The following is an 18,942-nucleotide window of genomic DNA, read 5'->3' as shown; positions in this document are numbered from 1 at the left end:
GGTGGCCGCACCTGCTGGCGCAGTCAGTGTCTCGGTCTGTCCGCCACAAATGGTTGGCGCGGAGGAGATGATCTCTAGCGGAGCGCATTCCGCATCGATGTATGCGTAGCCAAAATGACTTCCACCGTTTGCGTCACAATCTCTTGTGGTGAACTCAATTCGTACTGTTTGTCCGATGTAATTGTTCAGAGGAATGAAAACGGAAGACCAAGGTTTGTACAAGACCGAAGGCGTACTGATAAATCCACCAATTGTTGGTGCCGAATTGGCGTCCACATCGTAGGTTGCGCATGTTATCGGGTTTCCACTTCCATCGTACATCCTGATTCTGAAGTAAGGCTGCTCGCCTGAAGAGTGAGAGCCAGCATTGAGAACAACTGCATAGTGATAAGTGAAATTCACGTTTGAGTTGTTCACTAAGAAGGAATAACTGATGCTTTCGCCACCATCTTCGGCTTGGGCATTTCCCAAACGCATAGAGTAATTGCCTTGGAACACAACAGGTAATCCCGCTCCAACGATTGCATCATTCCCTCCTGTCATAATGAAATGGTTCTTTTCGGGAGTCGCGTCAGCCGCTTGGTTGTTGGTGCCTTGATTGAGGCCGTTGTATTGGAAAGGATCTGGGGCTGAGGCAAGACAAATACCAAACAGAGAACTGGTACAAACGCCATCTCCCCAAGTTCCTGTCCAGCCAGTAAAGTTGCCGCTTTCGAAATCAGCATTGAGGCAACCTTGCGCTTCAACCTTTTTAGGCGAATGAATGATTGCAATAAGTAAAGCCAAAAAGGCCACTCTTAATAAGGGGTTGAAAGAGCTCATTGTGGGGTATTGGATGTCCCGAAATTACGTTTCTGTTGCACTGTTCGGTCGGGTTGGAATAAAGACTGTTTAGGCCCTAGTTGGTTGCCAGCACTTCAATCTTTTTAAAGACAGATTCTTCGGCCCAATTGGCTTCTATTCCATCCCAAGAGAGAATCTCTTCCATGACCTTGTCCTGTTCTTTTCCGCGGGCAAGGGCTTCTGAATAGCGCATTTCTGAGAAGGTCACCATACTATATAATGGAACCCATTTTTCGGGATGCTTTTCGTTGATCGCCTTCTCTATCTTCTTCCTCAATAGGAATTTGGGGTCGGCAACAGAATCGCGCATTTCAATGAAGTTGCGCAAAGCAAGATCGGCAATGGCATCAACATCTGGTTTACGGCTTTCTTGAAATTGCTGGAAGAGTTGTTCTTTTTCATTCCAAAGGTCATCGGCCAGTTGGTCAAAAACATAGCAATCCTCAAATCCCGAAACCATTCCTTGTCCGTAGAACGGAACAATGGCATGCGATGCATCGCCAAAGATCAATGCCTTGTCCTTGTATTTCCATGGGAAACAACGAACGGTACAAAGCGATGAGGTCGGATTGCCGAAGAAATCATCTACAAGCGTTGGCATGTGCGGTACCACATCTGGAAAAACCTCCTGAAAGAAATCGAGTACTTCCTTTTCTGTGTTCAGATTTTCGAAAGCATATTTTCCTTCGAAAGAAAGGAACAGCGTAACGGTAAAACTGCCGTCCAGATTTGGAAGCGCAATGAGCATATAGCCGCCCCTAGGCCAAATATGCAGCGCGTTCTTCTCTAATCGGAAACCGCCATCTTCTGCTGGTGGAATGGAAAGTTCCTTGTAGCCGTGTTTCAAATACGTCTGTGAATAATCAAATCGATCGGTCATCATCATCGCATGACGCACTTCGCTGAAAGCGCCATCTGTGCCATAAATGTTGTCTGCGATTACTTCTGTTGCTTCGCCAGAAAGTTCGTTCCTGAAAGTGGCCTTTCCTGCTTCCAGATTCATGTTGGTGCAGCGCATGTTGAAATGGATCTTTACGCCTAAACGTTCTGCTTCATCCATCAAAAGGGCATTCAATCCTCCGCGAGAAACAGAATTGATGTGCTGCCCTTCTTTACCATAAGGTTGAAAGTTGGTGCTGCCTTCCATGTCATGGATCATTCGACCAGGCATCGGAATCACCATTTTCAATACTTTTTCCTTCAGTCCTACACGGTCAAGGGCTTTCAGTCCACGGTGCGAAATGGCAAGATTGATAGAACGACCCGCGCTGATTTCTGTCTTACGCATATCCGGTCTGCGTTCGTAAATCTCCACGTTTACGCCTCTTTTTGCCAAGTAAACCGCGTGTAACGAGCCAACCAACCCAGCTCCGATAATGATCTGCTTTTCCATCCTCTTCGTATTTGGCGGCAATTTAAGTATTCAGCCAATGGAGCGTTCATGACCAACGTCATTATTGCGCAGGTATCGATTTTCCTAATTTCGGACGCACTAAATAGAACTGATGAACAACGAACTTCTGCAGGAACAACTGAAGAAACTGCAAGACAAGTACGAGAACATGGGGCAGGATATGAATGCCTACCTCGATGGATTGTTGCTTTCCAATTATCTTCCTTATTGGGAATACACGGGCCTAGACACGCTGATGACGCTGCAAAAGCCCCGAACAGATTTTCCAGATGAACTCATTTTCATCATCTATCATCAGATAACCGAACTTTATTTCAGGTTGGCATTGCACGAATATGAGCAGATTGCCAACAATGGTAGAAACGTACTTCCGAATGGCGAGGACAAAGGCTGGAAAGAACAATTGGAGCCAGGATTTTTCAAGGATCGGGTTCGAAGGATCAACGAATATTTCCGGGCGCTGACCACGAGTTATGGTGTTATGGAATATGGAATGGACAAGGAGCAATTCCTACGATTCAGAATGGCGCTTTTGCCAGCAAGTGGGTTCCAAAGCGCACAGTACCGCAAGATTGAGATCTGTTCAACATCCATGAATAATCTGGTACACATCGATCATCGACACAAATTCGAGAACCTGAAAGCAGATGAGGAAGGCATCCGTCAGATGTTCGAATATATCTACTGGAAAGCGGGAGCTACTGAGCTGGAAACAGGGAAGAAGACCTTGACACTGAAACAATTTGAGCAGAAATACAGCGAAGAACTGACCAATTTGGCAGTGCGTTGCCGCGAAAAGAACCTTTGGGCCAAATACCTAACGCTTTCTGAAGAGGAAAGGAACGACCAGGAACTGATTGCTCAAATGAAGATGCTGGATGCCAATGTCAACATCAATTGGCCGCTTCAGCATTACAAAACAGCCGCGCGCTATTTGCTTAAAGATGAAGATGGTGTGCCTGCCACTGGAGGAACAAATTGGCAGAAATACCTTCCACCACGTTTTATGAAACGCATCTTCTTTCCAGAACTTTGGTCAGAAGACGAGAAAGAGAATTGGGGCAAAAGTTGGGTAGAAGACCTTGTTCAAAAGAACTAAGCTCAAAACATAGGTTCAGCAACCTATAGGAGTAAATTCGTCTTCCGTTAAACCAGTTGGTATTAACGGACGATGTATTTTGTGCCCTCAAATTCTTAAAACATGATTTCAAGATTTTCGCTGATCAGCTTTGCCATGCTTCTCGGCCTCTTTTCTTTAACTTCAGAAAGTACCTTTTCTCAACCTGCGGTTAACGGAAATGCTGTTCAACTAAGCTGTAACTGTTACCGACTTACAGAAGCCATTAACACGCAAAGTGGTTCAGTTTGGAACAGTGAGCAGATCAATCTTCAGGACCCCTTCGATTTCCAATTTGATGTTTATTTAGGTCAAGATGTTCCAGGAATGGCTAGTGGTGCTGATGGAATTGCGTTCGTGCTACAACCGGTAAGCACACTTGTTGGTGCTACTGGAGGCGGATTGGGCTATCAAGGAATTGCTCCTTCCATTGCTGTACAGATTGACACTTACGATAACGGCCCAAGTCAGTCAGATCTCGGTCAAGATCATGTTGCCATTATGGCCAATGGAGCCATCGACCACGCATCGGCAGATAACCTTGCCGGACCAGTCATCGCGCTTGTAAGTGGAATGAACATCGAAGATGGACAATGGCATGTGTTGCGTGTAAGTTGGAATCCGGTCACCATGCTCATGAATGTATACATGGACGGGTCACTCCGAACCAGTTACACAGGAGACATCATTGCCAACATATTCGCTGGCGATCCAATGGTTTTCTGGGGATTTACAGGCAGTACTGGTGGGCTGAACAATCTTCAGCAATTCTGCTTTTCTATCATTCCTGGCTTAACTTCCAATGTCAGCGAGATATGTGAAGGAGAGACCATTACGTTTGATGATGAATCTTACAGCGCTTTGGGCGAAGTGGTAGGTTGGGAATGGGATTTCGGAAACGGACAATCGGCAAGTAACCAAGCTCCTGGAGAAATTGAATTTGCACAGGCAGGAACGTATTGGGTAACGCAAACTATCGTGGATGCCGAAGGTTGCGATGCTTCAGATAGTATTCAGGTAACGGTAAATCCGAACCCGATGGCAGCGTTCACCACAACAGATGTCTGTCAGGATCAAGAAACTGATTTTGTCGATCAGTCTTCGGTTTCATCTGGCTCAGTATCTAGCTGGAGCTGGGAATTTGGCGATGGAACTACAGCAACTGGAAATAATGTGTCAAATACCTATGCGTCCGCTGGAACCTATGACGTGGTATTACAGATAACAACCGATGCAGGATGTGTCGATAGCGCGCTCAATTCTGTAACGGTTTTCGAGAATCCGATGGCCAATGCCACCTACGAATCGAACAGTTTGGATGTGGTTTTTACAGCTGCGCTTTCTACTGGAGAACAGGCAGAATGGATTATTCTCGATTCGACCATACTTGGAATGAACCCACTGAATTATTCGTTTCCAGATAGTGGTTATTACGATGTGATTTTGGTGGTTACCAATGTGAATGGTTGTGTTGATTCCATCACTTACACCATTTACGTAGAAGGCCTACCAGAATACGATATGCCGAATGTATTTACACCCAACGGGGATGAGATGAACGATCATTTTCAGCCATTCACCTATTCTATGGTCGAAGCCAAAATGAAGATTTTCAATCGATGGGGAAGGCCCGTATTCAAGTATGAAGGAGCCATTCCACCAACAGATTTTTGGGGATGGGATGGCACCGTGAACGGTGGCCCAAAAGCAGACGAAGGAACGTATTATTATACACTTGACCTGAAAGGTTTGGACGGAAGCAATTTTTCTGAACAGGGAACCGTTACACTACTTCGTTAGCAGTTAATTCGTGGGGATGTTGAGGTTTGTGAAGTGGGTTGGGTTCTGTTCTATTATATTCTCGTTGGGATGTGGCCCCAGCACGCAGGATACTGCCGAAGATGGCGTCACATTTGAGCACGAAACCACAGAGGAATACGGAATGGTCACCGATTCCTTCCTTGTAATAAAGGATAAGGTTGGTAAGAACGATAATCTCTCGTCCATTCTGCTCCCATACGGAGTTCCTTATGCCACCATCGATCAACTTGCCCGTCAATCAAAAGAGGTCTTTGACGTACGCAAATTGGCTGCTGGGAAACCTTATACCATTTTCTGTACGAAGGACTCTTCGGGCTATGCCATGTGTTTCATCTATGAACCGAATGCTACGGAATACGTGGTTTTCAACCTGCAAGACAGCCTGCATGTTTACAAAGGCCAGAAGGATATAGAGAAGAAGATCAGGTATGTAAAAGGAACGGTCAATTCGTCTTTGTATGTCGATCTGAAAAAGCAAGGAGCAGATCCAGTATTGGCCATTGAGCTTTCTGAGATCTATGCTTGGACAATCGATTTTTATCGCATCCAAAAAGGAGACGAATTCGAAGTGCTTTATGTAGAAAATTACGTGGACGGAAAATCCATAGGCATGGACCACATTCTTACCAGCACATTTACCAATTACGGAAAGCCGGTAAAAGCTTACTTTTTTGATGGCGAGAACGATAAAGGATACTTTGACGAGAAAGGCAACAATCTCAAGAAAGCGTTCTTACAAGCACCTGTCAAGTTTTCGAGAATCAGTTCTGGTTATTCCATGAAACGCTTTCATCCGGTTCAAAAACGTTTCAAAGCACACTTGGGAACCGATTATGCCGCACCAACAGGAACTCCTATAATGGCCGTGGGTGATGGCGTGATACTCGAAGCTCAATACAAGGCAAACAATGGCAACTACGTTAAAATGAAGCATAATGGGGTTTATTCAACCCAGTATTTGCACATGTCCAAGATCAAGAGCGGCATCAAACCTGGAGTTCGGGTAAGTCAAGGAGATATTATCGGATATGTAGGCAGCACCGGACTTGCCACCGGACCGCACGTATGTTTCCGTTTCTGGAAAAACGGGAAACAGGTTGACCACAGAAAGGAACAATTGCCCGCATCCGTTCCAATTTCAGAAAGCTCAAGACCAAGTTTTCAAGCCCTGGTTAGCAAACTCGACTCTCTGGTTATGTCTAATCGAAAACCGTTGTAAAACGCTCGTTTTCAGGTTTAATAAATCATGTTGCTTATGTTAATTTTGTGACACACACAAAATCTAAACATCAAAAACATGAAACAATTATTTACACTCATCACCCTCGTTTGTTTTTCGTTCGGCATGGCAAATGCTCAGAATGCAAGCGAGAAGACCACGACTTCCACTCGGGTTAAAATGGAATCGAAAGAATCACTTAAAAAGGTTGAAGGGCAACCGAAAAAGGTTGAAGCTGCCAAGATTGACAAGCGTGTTGCCACTGTAAAGCGCGTTGATGCTGCAAACACGAGCAAGGCCGTAATGACGGAAGAGCAAATGAAAGCACGTGCCGCTGAAAAAGCAGCGACTGCCGAGCCGAAGGTTAAGAAAACTGGCGATAAATAATTATACGCGGCTCATCCGAAGTTCTCAGTGTTCGGAACATACAATTGTCTTCCTACCTATTTAATCAAAACATGAAAACACTTTTTACATACGTATTTTTATTTGCCATCATGTGTCAGTTTGCAATGGCACAGAATTACGGGGTTCTCCTGGTCGAAGATTTCGAAACTGGAGCGCTGCCAGCAGGTTGGACAAGAGTTCAGGCTACTGGTTCAGATGGTTGGACCTTTGGTGTAACCAGTTATATGACCGGATCATGGGATGTGCCAGCATCGCTCGATGCAAGCCAGTTTGCCATTTCAAATGACGATGATTGTAACTGCGACATGTCGAACGATCAACTGAATAGCCCTGTTCTGAATCTGACCAGCTTCGATTCTGTCTATTTTCTTTTCGATCGTTTTTACACCGCAGAATGGGGCTCCGCTGCGTACTTTACGATTTCCTACGATGCTGGCGTAACGTGGCTTTATTTGGCAATGACCGAAGACCCGTCATGGATAGAAGATGGAGTTGTGCTTCCTACAACCATCACCGTTAGCGGAACCGATTACACCTTCAATGACCAAATGATGTTTGGATTTCTTCACGATGACGGTACCGCTTGGGCCGATGGTTTTGCAATCGATAACGTTGTGGTTGCAGGGTTCAACAATCCTTGCGATGACATTGTCACTATTCCAAGTTGTAGTGCTCCTCAGACTCTTACACTCGGTGGTGCAGGTGTACTTGATTTCTTCTTCACTGGCCCTTGTGGGTTCAATGTAGGTGGTCAGGAACAGCTTTACAGCTTTACGCCTTCTGTAAGTGGCGTTCATACTTTGGATATCACTGCTGCAACAGGAAATAGTTGGCTGGATTACATGTTTAAACCAGCCAGTTTAGGATGTGACTCTTTGGGTTGGACGTGTTTGATAGATGCGGACACCTTGGGGTCTTACCCAATGAACCTGACAGCTGGAACAGAATATCTGATTCTGGTGGATAACGAATTCATCGATACTGAAACACAGACATTCTCAATTCAGTGTCCATGTTCATACACATCGCAAGGAAACACAGCAGAATCGGAAGCTTGCGGTGCTGATGTCAATGGAGGATGTTTGAACATACCAGGCCCTTCAACGTACGAGTCTATTGCTTGCGGAGGTTCTGTTTCAGGTACACTTTGGGCAGATGCAGGAACTAGAGACTTGGATTGGTTTGAATTGGTGGTTACAGAAAACACCAATATCGATGTGGCATTTAGTGGTGGCATGCCTTTAGTGGTTGCCGTAGCCGCAAGTTGTGCAAGCATTGGTACCCCGCTAGCTACGGAAATAACCGATGTTTGTGGCAGTGGGTCGCTCACTTACGCAGCTACACCAGGAACTTATGTTATGGCAATATACCCGCTGGCTTTTGATCAGTACCCTTGTGGTTCAGGTTCTAATAACTATGATATAACGGTAACCTATTGTGAAGTCGTAACAGGCGTAGACGCTTCTGATAAGATTGCGGCCAATGTTTACCCGAACCCGTCTAATGGATTGTTTACCGTATCTATTGATGGCGCAGAAGGTAAAGGTCAATTGCTGATCACTGATATGGCTGGAAGAATGGTGTATTCTGAAGCAATTCTTCTTTCGAACAACTTCAAGAAAAACTTGAGTATCGACCTTTCATCAGGTTCTTACATTTTGAATGTGATGACGGAATCATCTAATCTGATTCAAAAGATCCAGGTAAAATAAGTCGCTTCAAATTCTTACGGTTAAGGAAGCCCTGCCAATTATTGGCAGGGCTTTTTGTTTTTAGTCCGGGTCAATGTGTTATGTGCGTTTATGTTCGAAAATCGTCTTTCAGCAGTCACGATTTGTGCGTGACGGACGATACAAATGTTGCGTTCTTAAGCGAAATACCTACCTTGCACACCTTACGACTGAACAATATCAAACCTTAATTAATCTACAACAAACATGAAAACACTTAGACGAGTAGTGGCTGTTGGTCTGTTAGTGGGTTCCTACCATGTGGGAATGGCGCAGAGCAATAGTATACCGAAGTTCGATTCGGATGCTGAAAAGCAAGCATGGATCAATGCAAATCCAGAGGCCTATGCTGAAATGAATGGTTCGGTTAAAGCCGTATCTGCAGAGGAGAAACAAGCTTGGATTGAAGCAAATCCTGCTGAATATAAAGCAAATATGAAGGTCGTTTCTAGCCAACTTACAACTGGGGCGAAGATAAATGCTGTTGTTCCTGTAAAGGAGGAGCGTTTTGCTTCGGAAGCCGAGAAGAAAGCTTGGTTAGATGCAAATTCAAAGAAGAAATAACCCGTAAAAGAAAGACATGAAAACATTATACAATAGATCAAAGATTTTTCTGACGTTTCTTGGTTTAGCAATTTCGACAATTGTTGTTGCCCAACCGGCACCTTCTGGTGGAGCTCCATCAAATGACCTGTGTTCAGGTGCCATTGCTGTGGCTTGCTCAGACGTGGTTAGTGGGACCACCGTAGGGGCCACAAATACAGGTGGAACTCCTGACATTGGCATTGGTGTATGGTATGTCTATAGTGGAGATAACCAATTGGTTACCGTAGGCACTTGTACTTCTACCTCTGGTTTTGATACCGAGATAGCAGTTTTTGCAGGAGATTGTAACAACCGCATTGATGTTGGTAGTGATGATGACGGTTGTTTACCTTATTCAGAATTATCGTTTGAAGCATGGGCAGGCTTGGATTACTACATATATGTTGGTCACTGGAGTACAACTCAAGGCGTAACTGGTGATTTTGACCTTAGTGTTACATGTGCCGCTCTACCAGCCCCGCCAAACGATCTTTGCGCGGATGCAACACCTTTAGTTTGTGGTGACTCATTTATTGGGAATACATCTAGCGGCAATGCTACTGGAGAGCTTTCTTGTGCCGATGGAGACCCAGGCGTCTGGTATTCTTTTGTTGGCGATGGTTCGGATTATACAATATCCTTGGATGGCTCTGGATATGATACTTATCTAGGGATATCGACAACTTGTGGAGGAACATGCGTTGCGTCTAACGATGATATTAGCTTTCCGAGCAATCTGGCCTCGGAGATTTCGGGATTCTCAACTGTTAATGGACAAACGTATTATATTTATGTCACATCAATATATGGCGAGTCTGGAACGTATTTGTTGAGCCTTACTTCGTCTGCTTGTACTCCTCCTGCAAATGACCTTTGCACAAATGCAATTTCCATTGCCTGTGGAGATGTTGTTACGGGCGACAATACGTTTGCAACTGAACAAATTTCATCTAGTGGTGCTGGTGTTTGGTACACGTTCGAAGGAAATGGACAAGACGTAACTTTTAGCACTTGCTCAACAATTGACGACCCTGCAAACCTGTATGATACTGAAATCACTCTTCTGACTGGAGATTGTTCAGGTGTACAGACTGAAATCGACCAAGATGATGATGGTTGCGGAACAACATTTGGACCTTCAACAATTACTGCGTTTACCACAGCGGGAACCACGTATTACTTGTACGTAGCTTCATGGATTGCAGGATCTTCAGATGCTGGAGAGTTCGAGCTGTCAGTTACTTGTAACTGTACTGCTGCTGCAGGAACGCTTACAGCCGATGCAAGTCCAGTATGTCTGGATGGTGGTTCTGCTGATATTTCAGCTACTGAAGCAACAGCTTCCGTTATCCCAAGTGGGTACGTAGAAGCTTACGTTTTGACTTCAAACCCTGGTCTCATAATTGAAGCAGTAAACAGCACACCTGATTTTACTGTCACTGAGGGTGGCGATTACACGATTCATACGCTTGTATACAGCCCTGCAACATTGGATTTGAGTGGCGTTGTTTTCGGAACAACTGCAGCAGCAGATGTGCTGGCTATCGTTCAAGCAAATAACATTTGTGCAGCGCTTGATGTTGTAGGAGCACCTATAACTGTAGAAGCGCCTGATGCAGGAACGCTTACCGCGGATGTAAGCCCAGTTTGTCTAGATGCTGGTTCTGCGGATATTTCTGCAACAGAGAATGCTGCTCCGGTAGTTCCTACTGGATATTCGGTATTGTATGTTCTTACTTCTAACCCAGGTTTGATCATTGAAGATGCTGCTGCAACACCTGATTTTACTGTTACGGCAGAAGGAGATTACATTATCCACACCCTTGTTTACAATCCGCTTACACTTGACCTAAGCGGTGTAGTATTCGGTACTACCAGTGCGTTGGATGTCCTTCCTTCTCTTGTACAAGGAGGTGGAAGTATCTGTGCTAATTTGGATGCAACTGGTGCACCGATCACTGTTGAGGTTTGCGGACCTGCAAATGATTTATGTACAGGTGCTATTGCCATTGCTTGCGATGACGTAGTGTTCGGTTCCACCACTTTAGCAACAAATGCTGATGAATTGGATATCGTTCCAGGCGCTGGAGTTTGGTACTCGCTTGTGGGAGATGGAAGTTTCGTTACGCTGTCTACCGATAATGCAGGTACAAATTATGATACACGAATCGGCTACACTGACGGTTGCGGCAATGCTGGAATCGATTTTGATGAAGATGGAGGAGATATTTATGTGAGTGGTTGGACATCCATTCTTTCGTTTCCGACCACGGTAGGTGCAAATTATTACATCTATGTTGGAGGTTATGATGGAACTGAGATAGGCGATTTTGAACTTTCGGTTAGTTGTGCATTCCCTCCAAGTAATGATGATGTTTGCAATGCAAGCGCGCTCGTGATGGGTTCGAACGGACCATTTTCAAACGTTGGAGCAACAGTTGAGGCAGGAGAAGCGGTTCCAGGTGCAGCTGCTTCTTGCAGTGACCAAGGCGGATGGTGTAGCTTTTCGCTGACACTTGAGAATAGCGTCTGGTTCACTTTTGTAGCTCCAGCGTCTGGTAATATGACGGTGAGCACTGATAACTCTGATTATGATACTCAGGTTGCTGTTTATTCGGCTGCAAGCTGTCAGGATTTGTTGTCAGGAACTGGTGTTCTTGAGGGTGCTAACGATGATAATTCGGGTGCAACCGTATTCGGAACCAGCTTGGTTAACTTATGCGGACTTACCGCTGGATCCACGTACTATGTTCAAGTTGATGGCTATAATGGTGCTTCAGGTGACGCGATGGTTACGCTTACAGAAACAACTGTTGACGCATCCTTCACGTATGCTGCTACTGGTCTTTCTGTAGCTTTTACAGATGCAAGTACTTCGTCCAGCAGTGTTACTGATTGGGCTTGGGATTTTGGAGATGGCGGTACAGAAGTAGTTGCCAGCCCAACGCACGCTTATGCTGTTGATGGTCCATACACCGTTTGTTTGACCGTCACAGATGAGAATGGATGTACTTCTGAATACTGTGAAGCTATTCAGGTAACGGATATTCCGACAACGATTGCCGAGGCAGTTGAAAATGGATTGTCTGTGTATCCAAACCCATCAAACGGACGGTTTGTGGTTGAGGTAACAGGTGTTGATGCTGACGCTCAGATCGTTGTTCTTGACATTGCAGGTCGTCAGGTTTACACAGAAGGTGTTGTTCTTAACGGAAACTTCCGCAAGAACATGAACTTGAACCTTTCGAAAGGAACATATCTGTTGCAAGTGGCCACTTTAGAAGGTGTTGTTACTCGCAAGATCATGATAGACTGATAATCTGTTGAATTGATTTTAAGAGTCCCGATGAATTTCATCGGGACTCTTTTTTATACCTATTTTTAATCCCAAGAAAAATTGAACTATGAAGAAGATCACATTTATACTTGCAGTAAGTGCCATTACGCTAACAGCAACTCAAACCTTTGCACAAGACAATGCTGGAGCTACAGCTACGGAGCGTTCGCCAGAGAACATTAAGAAAGAGGCAGATGCTTTGAAAGCGAGAATTGACCAGTATGTCATTAAGATTGAGGCTAATAAAGACAATGAGAAAGTTGACTACGAAGCTGAGCAAGTTCGAATTGCTGAGATGAAAGCTAAGTGGGAAGAGCTCACAGGCAAATCGTGGGAGCGCGAGAAGCTGATTGAAAAGATGTAAAATGAAAAAGGAGCCATGCGGCTCCTTTTTTTATGCTTCAACGGTTGGTCGCTCAACCCAATCACCATGTTCCTTAATGAGCTCTTCCAAGGCTTCTAAAGCGCTTTCTGACGGAACATTACGCCTAACCACTTCTTGTCCCTTGTAGAGCGTTATTTTGCCCTTTCCTGTGCCGACATATCCATAGTCCGCATCGGCCATTTCCCCCGGGCCGTTCACAATACAACCCATGATTCCGATTTTTATACCTTTCAGATGATCGGTTCTATTCCTGATTTTCGCAGTGGTTTCTTGCAGGTCAAAGAGCGTTCTGCCGCAACTTGGACATGAGATATATTCCGTTTTGGATGTTCTTGCCCTAGCAGCTTGCAGAATGCCAAAGGCAGTACTGTTCATTACCTTATTCGGAATACGCGTATTCGTTATCCAGCAACCATCGCCCAATCCATCGATCAACAAGCCGCCTATATCAGTTGCGGAATAAAGTTGGAATTCATTTTCATCCAAATCATAGTTTCGATGAATGATCACTGGCGTTTCCGATCCGTGCTCAATCAGCAGTGCAATTGCTCTTCTCAGTTCTGCCAAAGCGTGTTCGTTTTCAGTTAGAAGAACAAGAACAACGGTAGCATCATTCTTTAATTTTGAGATAAAAGAGTCCGTTAGGTCTTCAATCGTTAGCTTAATGAAATTCAATTTGTCCGACCGAAATACTGCACTCGAAAAAGATGAAGCATCGAAAAGCGGATAATGTTGTGCATTTCCCGCTTTCCAGACCTGATGATCCTGAATGACTCCAAGCGTCCCTGGGATATTGAAATTCAGACTGGAATTGCCAATAAAGACGTAATCGCAAGCTTGATCGCTGAGATTCCATTTGTCGGATTCAACTGAATAATGATAACCGAAAGCGAATAGGTTGGCAGGTGAGATTGATTCCTTATTGGATAGATCGGCAATCACGCGCGGCACATTTTCTCCTCCAATGTTCTGAACAGAAGAGGTGGTTCGTTTGTGAAATTGAAAAGCATCAATTGGGTAATTAGAATACGGAACGATGGACTTTTGTTCTTCTACACGCTGTTCGTATCTGGCTACCAATGCCTTGGCAACAGGGATTTCAAACTCTGGATCTTCCGTAAGAGAAACACGCACTGTATCGCCTAAACCATCTTCCAGTAAAGTTCCAATACCAACTGCAGACTTGATGCGGCCATCTTCGCCTTCGCCAGCTTCGGTAACACCCAAATGCAGTGGATAATTCATTCCATTTTCAAGCATAGTGGCTACAAGGAGCCTATATGCTTGCACCATTACTTGCGTGTTGCTGGCCTTCATGGAAAGAATAATGTCGTGGTAATCTAAATCGCGACAGATGCGCAGGAATTCCATTGCAGACTCCACCATTCCCAATGGCGTATCGCCATATCTACTTAGAATCCGATCGGAAAGCGATCCGTGGTTTGTGCCAATTCGCATGGCAGTTCCATGCTTTTTGCAGATTTCAACAAGCGGAATAAAACGTTCGCGAATCCGTGCCAGTTCTTCTTGATACGATTCGTCTGTGTATTCAATCGTTTCGAATTTCTTCTTATCCGCATAATTGCCTGGGTTTACGCGAACCTTTTCGACAATCGTTGCAGCAATTTCCGCTGCATTCGGTGTGAAATGGATATCTGCACAAATGGGCGTTTCGTACCCTTTCGATCGTAATCCTGCTTTGATATTGGCCAAATTCGCGGCTTCCTTCATGCTAGGAGCGGTGATCCGTACCAGTTCGCAGCCAGCCTCAATCATTCGGATACTTTGCGCCATCGTTGCTTCCGTGTCCATTGTATCGGTGGTGGTCATGGATTGCACCCTGACCGGATTGTTTCCACCGATGCCGATTTTGCCAACCATCACTTCTCTGGTTTGCAGTCGGTTGTAACTCGTCAGACTATTGCAGTATTTTTTGTGTGGCATGGCCAAAGTTTGCCGCAAAATTAGCCAAACCGTTGTGCCTCGAATGCGCGTTTATTGTTCTTTAACGCGAAATGACCAATCTTTCAGAATACAGTTTCCCCTCTGACGTTTCTAGCTGCACCAAATAGATTCCTTCGGGTAATGCGGAAATATCCAACGTGCTTGTACTATTTGATTGAATGGTCATCCGACCTTGGGCATCAAAGATCTGTACACTTCCCAATTCCAATTCAGGAATAAAGCGAATGAAAGAATTTGTTGGATTAGGGAAGAAAATAGGTTTATCTAAAGTGCGTTGTCGTTCATCAATTCCGTTCGGTTCAATCAAGGTAATAACTGTCGAGTACGGGTTAATTACCACTTGCAAAGGTTCCGTGCCGTTTCCGATTCGAGGCCAAACTACCACCACGTTATCACCAATACTTAGGTCATTGTCCGTAGAAAAACGATGTGTTGCCTGAATTGCATTCGGATAGTTGGGGCTGAGAAAAGCCATTGCACTCTCCACCGTGTCTACAGGATAAAGATTACCTCCATATTCCAGCTCCAAGAAGATATTTCCTTGATAGAGTAGAGGCGTGTTCTGTACAGAAATCATCATGTAGAATGAAACCGTAGTCCCATTCTCAACGGTGTCAGGGAAGGCCACGATGCTATCGATTTGCAACTCGTAGGTAACCTGAGCTTGTGTTTGTGCGGTAAACCAGATCATGGCCACCGACATCATTAAGGATTTAAGAAAATGCTTCATTTCCAACATCATTTACCCAAATGTAATTCGCTATTAGCAGAAATACTTTCATAATTTCAATATTTCTTACGCGCTCAAATGGATGCACTTACTTCTATGGTACTCGGACTCAATAAGGAAGAGTCCCGTTTTTACAAGGTTTATTCTTCCCGAATTGCAAGCAATCAGCCCCGAAAAGACATCGAGCTGTTTGATTTGATACGAAAAGAACGGGAGCTGTTTGATGAGGATGCTGCATGTTCCAAACTTTATCCAGATGGGAACAAGAATCCGTATTACAGGCTCAAGAATCGATTGAAATCTGATTTGAGTAAGAGCTTGATGGTGCAGCATTTTGAGGATGAAGATGTAACGCAGGCAGTCAACCTGTATAATCTTGCCAGGCATTATCTGTCACGAAATCTGTTTCCGTTGGCTGAATATTTTCTGGGAAAGGCAGAGAAACGAGCCTTAGCATTAGAGAATTTGGAGTTGCTTGATCTTATCTACACTGAATACATCAGGCTTTCTCAGGAAATCTTGAGCATTAACCCAGAAACTTACATACTCAAGCGGCAAGAAAATGAATTGAGATTGAAGTCTATCCGACAGATAGACGACATTCTTGCCACGGTTAAGTACCGGCTCAAGATCACACAGAATTTTTCTCCGGTTGATAATCCTGTTGTGGACATGCTTCAGGAAACGGTTCAGAAACTGACTGACAACAAGGAACTAAAGGGAAGTTCAGCGCTGCGGTTCAAGATCTATCAGGCCGTAAGTCAGATCCTATTGCAGCAACATGATTATCCGAATTTGGAAGATTATTTGCGCGTAACCTATGCTGAATTCGAACAAGAAAGACTGTTCAACAAGACGAATCATCAGACCAAGCTTCAGATGCTTACTTACATGGTAAATGCGCTTTTTAAGAACGATAGGACGGAAGAATCATTGCAATGGGCCGAAAAGTTGAAGGCAGCAATGGAAGAGTTCGATCGCTTGCATTACGATCGGTTTCTATTCTTCTACTACAACTCGTTGGTTATCAATTACTCTAAGGTTGATATGGAAAAGGCGATTTCGATCCTCCAAGAATTAGAGCATAATGAAAAATTAAAGAACACGCCTTTCTACATCGTGTTTGTCTACTTGAATTTGGCCATTTTTCATTTTGATATGGGCAATCCACGAGAGGCCATCAAACGACTGAATCAACTATATCATCACGCCCGATTTGAGAATACAGCTGAACCGCTGAAGTTCAGAATTGCCATTCTTGAAATCCTGATTCGCTTGGAATTGGGTGATACTGATTTCTTGGATTATCGGATGAAACAGATCAGGAAGGACTTCGGTAACCAGCTCGAAAATCAAGAAAACCTTCGGGAAAATATGTTGCTTGGCTTGATCTCGGACATGTTCCTGAAAGGAATTTCTGTGCGCGATGAAGCAATGAAAGACCGCATCAAACTATTCACGAAAACTACCTCTCCGCGAAGCGAAGATGCTGAATTGGTAAACTATAATAGGTGGTTGGAGTTGAAGCTTAAAGCTTAAACGACTCCATAAATTTGGTGGTGTAATTTCCTTTGATGAACTCAGGGTCATCCATCAATTTGCGGTGGAACGGAATGGTGGTTTTAATCCCTTCAATCACATATTCATCCAATGCTCTTCGCATTTTGGCAATGGCCTCTTCGCGTGTCTGAGCAATTGTAATCAGCTTGGCGATCATCGAATCGTAAAATGGCGGAATCGTGTAACCAGCATAGATGTGAGAATCTACGCGAATTCCGTGTCCTCCAGGAGTGTGCAAGGTGAGTATCTTGCCGGGGCAAGGTCGGAAATCATTGTACGGGTCTTCTGCGTTTATACGGCATTCAATCGCGTGCATTTGAGGGAAATAATTCTTCCCAGAGATCGGAATTCCTGCCGCCACTTTTATCTGTTCCCAAATAAGGTCGTAGTTGATCACTTCTTCCGTAATCGGATGTTCAACCTGAATGCGGGTATTCATTTCCATGAAATAGAAATCGCGGTTCTTGTCTACAAGAAACTCTACTGTTCCAGCACCTTCATAATTTACAGCTGCTGCGGCTTTAATGGCTGCTTCGCCCATTCGATCACGAAGTTCATCGGTCATGAATGGAGAAGGTGTTTCCTCCATCAATTTCTGATGCCGTCTTTGAATGGAACAATCTCTTTCAGAAAGATGGCAAACGTTACCGAACTGATCGCCAATCACTTGAATTTCAATATGTCGCGGGTCTTCTATGAATTTCTCCATATACATCCCGTCATTTCCGAAAGATGCAGCAGCTTCCTGCCGCGCAGAATCCCAAGCAGCTTCAATTTCTTCCTCGTTCCAGATCACACGCATTCCTTTTCCACCACCGCCAGCAGTGGCTTTCATCATCACCGGATACTTGATCTTCTTGGCGGTTTTCTTCGCATCAGCCAAGTCTTTAAGCAATCCTTCTGAACCCGGAATGCAAGGAACGCCTGCTTTGATCATGGTGGCTTTGGCCGAAGCTTTGTCGCCCATGCCATCAATCATTTCTGGAGATGCGCCAATGAATTTGATGCCGTGCTCCTGACAGATCTTCGAGAAATTGGAATTCTCTGCCAAGAATCCATAACCAGGATGGATTGCATCGGCATTAGTGATCTCAGCAGCAGAAATAATGCTCGGAATGTTCAGGTAGCTTTTGCTACTGGCAGGAGGTCCAATACATACTGCTTCATCAGCAAATCGTACGTGTAGGCTTTCCTTGTCGGCTGTAGAATACACAGCCACAGTCTGAATATTCATCTCCTTACACGTTCGTATAACGCGCAAGGCTATTTCGCCTCTGTTGGCTATGAGAATCTTCTTGAACACAACAAAAGGGTTTGGGTTAATTAATGTGGTTCGATCAAGAACAACGGCTGATCGTATTCTACAGGTGTAGAATCGTCCACCATCACCTTTACGATCTTTCCGCTTACTTCTGCTTCAATCTCGTTGAACAATTTCATTGCTTCAATGATGCAGATCACGTCTCCTTTTTTCACTTCATCGCCAACCCCGACAAACGGTGGTTTTTCTGGTGATGATGAACGATAAAAGGTTCCGATCATCGGAGATTTCACTTCCTCGTAGTTGCCATTGGTCGCAGTTTCATCGGCTTTAGCGGGCGCAACTTCAGCAGCTGCTTGTGGAGCAGCCTGAACTGCTTGTTGTGCAGGAGCTGTTGGTTGAGGCGCAGAGGCCTGAACGATCTGAACCTCAGGTTGTCCGCCTCTTTTATAAGGAGGAGTCTTGATGTTTATCTTAAATCCTTTCGATTCAATTTCCACTTCACTCACCCCCGATTTGGACACGAATTTTATCAGTTCTTGGATTTCCTTAATATCCATGCGTTTT

At 44.6% G+C, this 18,942-nt stretch carries 15 protein-coding genes; 9 read left to right on the top strand and 6 right to left on the bottom strand.

Annotation, left to right across the window (positions count from 1 at the left end; translation table 11 throughout):
• Together K9J17_10860 and K9J17_10855 are read right to left on the bottom strand one after the other, a co-directional pair.
• A partial coding sequence (locus K9J17_10860; protein ID MCF8277222.1) for a hypothetical protein occupies nt 1-822 on the bottom strand: 822 nt, incomplete at its 3' end.
• A gap of 76 nt (nt 823-898) precedes the next feature.
• Nucleotides 899-2,236 (bottom strand): FAD-dependent monooxygenase, encoded by a 1,338-nt coding sequence (locus K9J17_10855; GenBank protein MCF8277221.1) that lies wholly within the window; start codon nt 2,234-2,236, stop codon nt 899-901.
• 112 nt (nt 2,237-2,348) lie between these two features.
• Between K9J17_10855 and K9J17_10850 the strand changes: the two genes are divergently transcribed.
• The 8 genes from K9J17_10850 to K9J17_10815 all read left to right on the top strand — a co-directional run bounded on the left by K9J17_10850 (nt 2,349) and on the right by K9J17_10815 (nt 12,838).
• Nucleotides 2,349-3,356 carry a tryptophan 2,3-dioxygenase gene (locus tag K9J17_10850; GenBank protein ID MCF8277220.1) on the top strand — a complete coding sequence of 336 codons (1,008 nt, stop codon included), beginning with the start codon at nt 2,349-2,351 and terminating at the stop codon, nt 3,354-3,356.
• A gap of 102 nt (nt 3,357-3,458) precedes the next feature.
• On the top strand, nt 3,459-5,174 hold the full coding sequence (locus tag K9J17_10845) for a gliding motility-associated C-terminal domain-containing protein (protein ID MCF8277219.1): 1,716 nt from the start codon (nt 3,459-3,461) through the stop codon (nt 5,172-5,174).
• A 16-nt stretch (nt 5,175-5,190) separates the two neighbouring features.
• On the top strand, nt 5,191-6,414 hold the full coding sequence (locus K9J17_10840) for a peptidoglycan DD-metalloendopeptidase family protein (protein MCF8277218.1): 1,224 nt from the start codon (nt 5,191-5,193) through the stop codon (nt 6,412-6,414).
• 78 nt (nt 6,415-6,492) lie between these two features.
• Entirely contained in the window at nt 6,493-6,801 is a 309-nt protein-coding gene (locus K9J17_10835) for a hypothetical protein (GenBank protein MCF8277217.1), read from the top strand.
• Between the two features lie 71 nt (nt 6,802-6,872).
• The gene (locus K9J17_10830) at nt 6,873-8,534 is read left to right on the top strand and encodes a T9SS type A sorting domain-containing protein (protein ID MCF8277216.1); all 1,662 of its coding nucleotides are present in this window, start codon (nt 6,873-6,875) and stop codon (nt 8,532-8,534) included.
• Between the two features lie 225 nt (nt 8,535-8,759).
• Nucleotides 8,760-9,116 carry a hypothetical protein gene (locus K9J17_10825; protein MCF8277215.1) on the top strand — a complete coding sequence of 119 codons (357 nt, stop codon included), beginning with the start codon at nt 8,760-8,762 and terminating at the stop codon, nt 9,114-9,116.
• 16 nt (nt 9,117-9,132) lie between these two features.
• Complete coding sequence (locus tag K9J17_10820) at nt 9,133-12,453, top strand: T9SS type A sorting domain-containing protein (GenBank protein ID MCF8277214.1); 3,321 nt, start codon at nt 9,133-9,135, stop codon at nt 12,451-12,453.
• Nucleotides 12,454-12,541: 88 nt separating this feature from the next.
• Nucleotides 12,542-12,838 carry a 2-hydroxyacyl-CoA dehydratase family protein gene (locus K9J17_10815; GenBank protein MCF8277213.1) on the top strand — a complete coding sequence of 99 codons (297 nt, stop codon included), beginning with the start codon at nt 12,542-12,544 and terminating at the stop codon, nt 12,836-12,838.
• A gap of 30 nt (nt 12,839-12,868) precedes the next feature.
• On the opposite strand, the gene ispG is transcribed toward K9J17_10815, so the two are convergent.
• Both ispG and K9J17_10805 read right to left on the bottom strand, forming a co-directional pair.
• Complete coding sequence (gene ispG, locus K9J17_10810; GenBank protein ID MCF8277212.1) at nt 12,869-14,803, bottom strand: (E)-4-hydroxy-3-methylbut-2-enyl-diphosphate synthase; 1,935 nt, start codon at nt 14,801-14,803, stop codon at nt 12,869-12,871.
• Nucleotides 14,804-14,864: 61 nt separating this feature from the next.
• Nucleotides 14,865-15,554 (bottom strand): T9SS type A sorting domain-containing protein, encoded by a 690-nt coding sequence (locus tag K9J17_10805; protein MCF8277211.1) that lies wholly within the window; start codon nt 15,552-15,554, stop codon nt 14,865-14,867.
• Nucleotides 15,555-15,632: 78 nt separating this feature from the next.
• Here K9J17_10805 and K9J17_10800 point away from each other — a divergent pair, with 78 nt between their 5' ends.
• Complete coding sequence (locus K9J17_10800; GenBank protein ID MCF8277210.1) at nt 15,633-17,093, top strand: hypothetical protein; 1,461 nt, start codon at nt 15,633-15,635, stop codon at nt 17,091-17,093.
• Here K9J17_10800 and accC read toward each other — a convergent pair.
• Together accC and accB are read right to left on the bottom strand one after the other, a co-directional pair.
• Nucleotides 17,083-18,417, bottom strand: a complete 1,335-nt coding sequence (gene accC / locus K9J17_10795; GenBank protein ID MCF8277209.1) for an acetyl-CoA carboxylase biotin carboxylase subunit — start codon at nt 18,415-18,417, stop codon at nt 17,083-17,085. The genes K9J17_10800 and accC overlap by 11 nt on opposite strands.
• A gap of 20 nt (nt 18,418-18,437) precedes the next feature.
• Nucleotides 18,438-18,935, bottom strand: a complete 498-nt coding sequence (accB, locus tag K9J17_10790; GenBank protein MCF8277208.1) for an acetyl-CoA carboxylase biotin carboxyl carrier protein — start codon at nt 18,933-18,935, stop codon at nt 18,438-18,440.
• Nucleotides 18,936-18,942 lie beyond the last annotated feature (7 nt).

It is taken from the genome of Flavobacteriales bacterium, assembly GCA_021739695.1.
Lineage (GTDB): Bacteria > Bacteroidota > Bacteroidia > UBA10329 > UBA10329 > UBA10329.
This window is presented reverse-complemented; position numbering and strand designations above follow the sequence as displayed.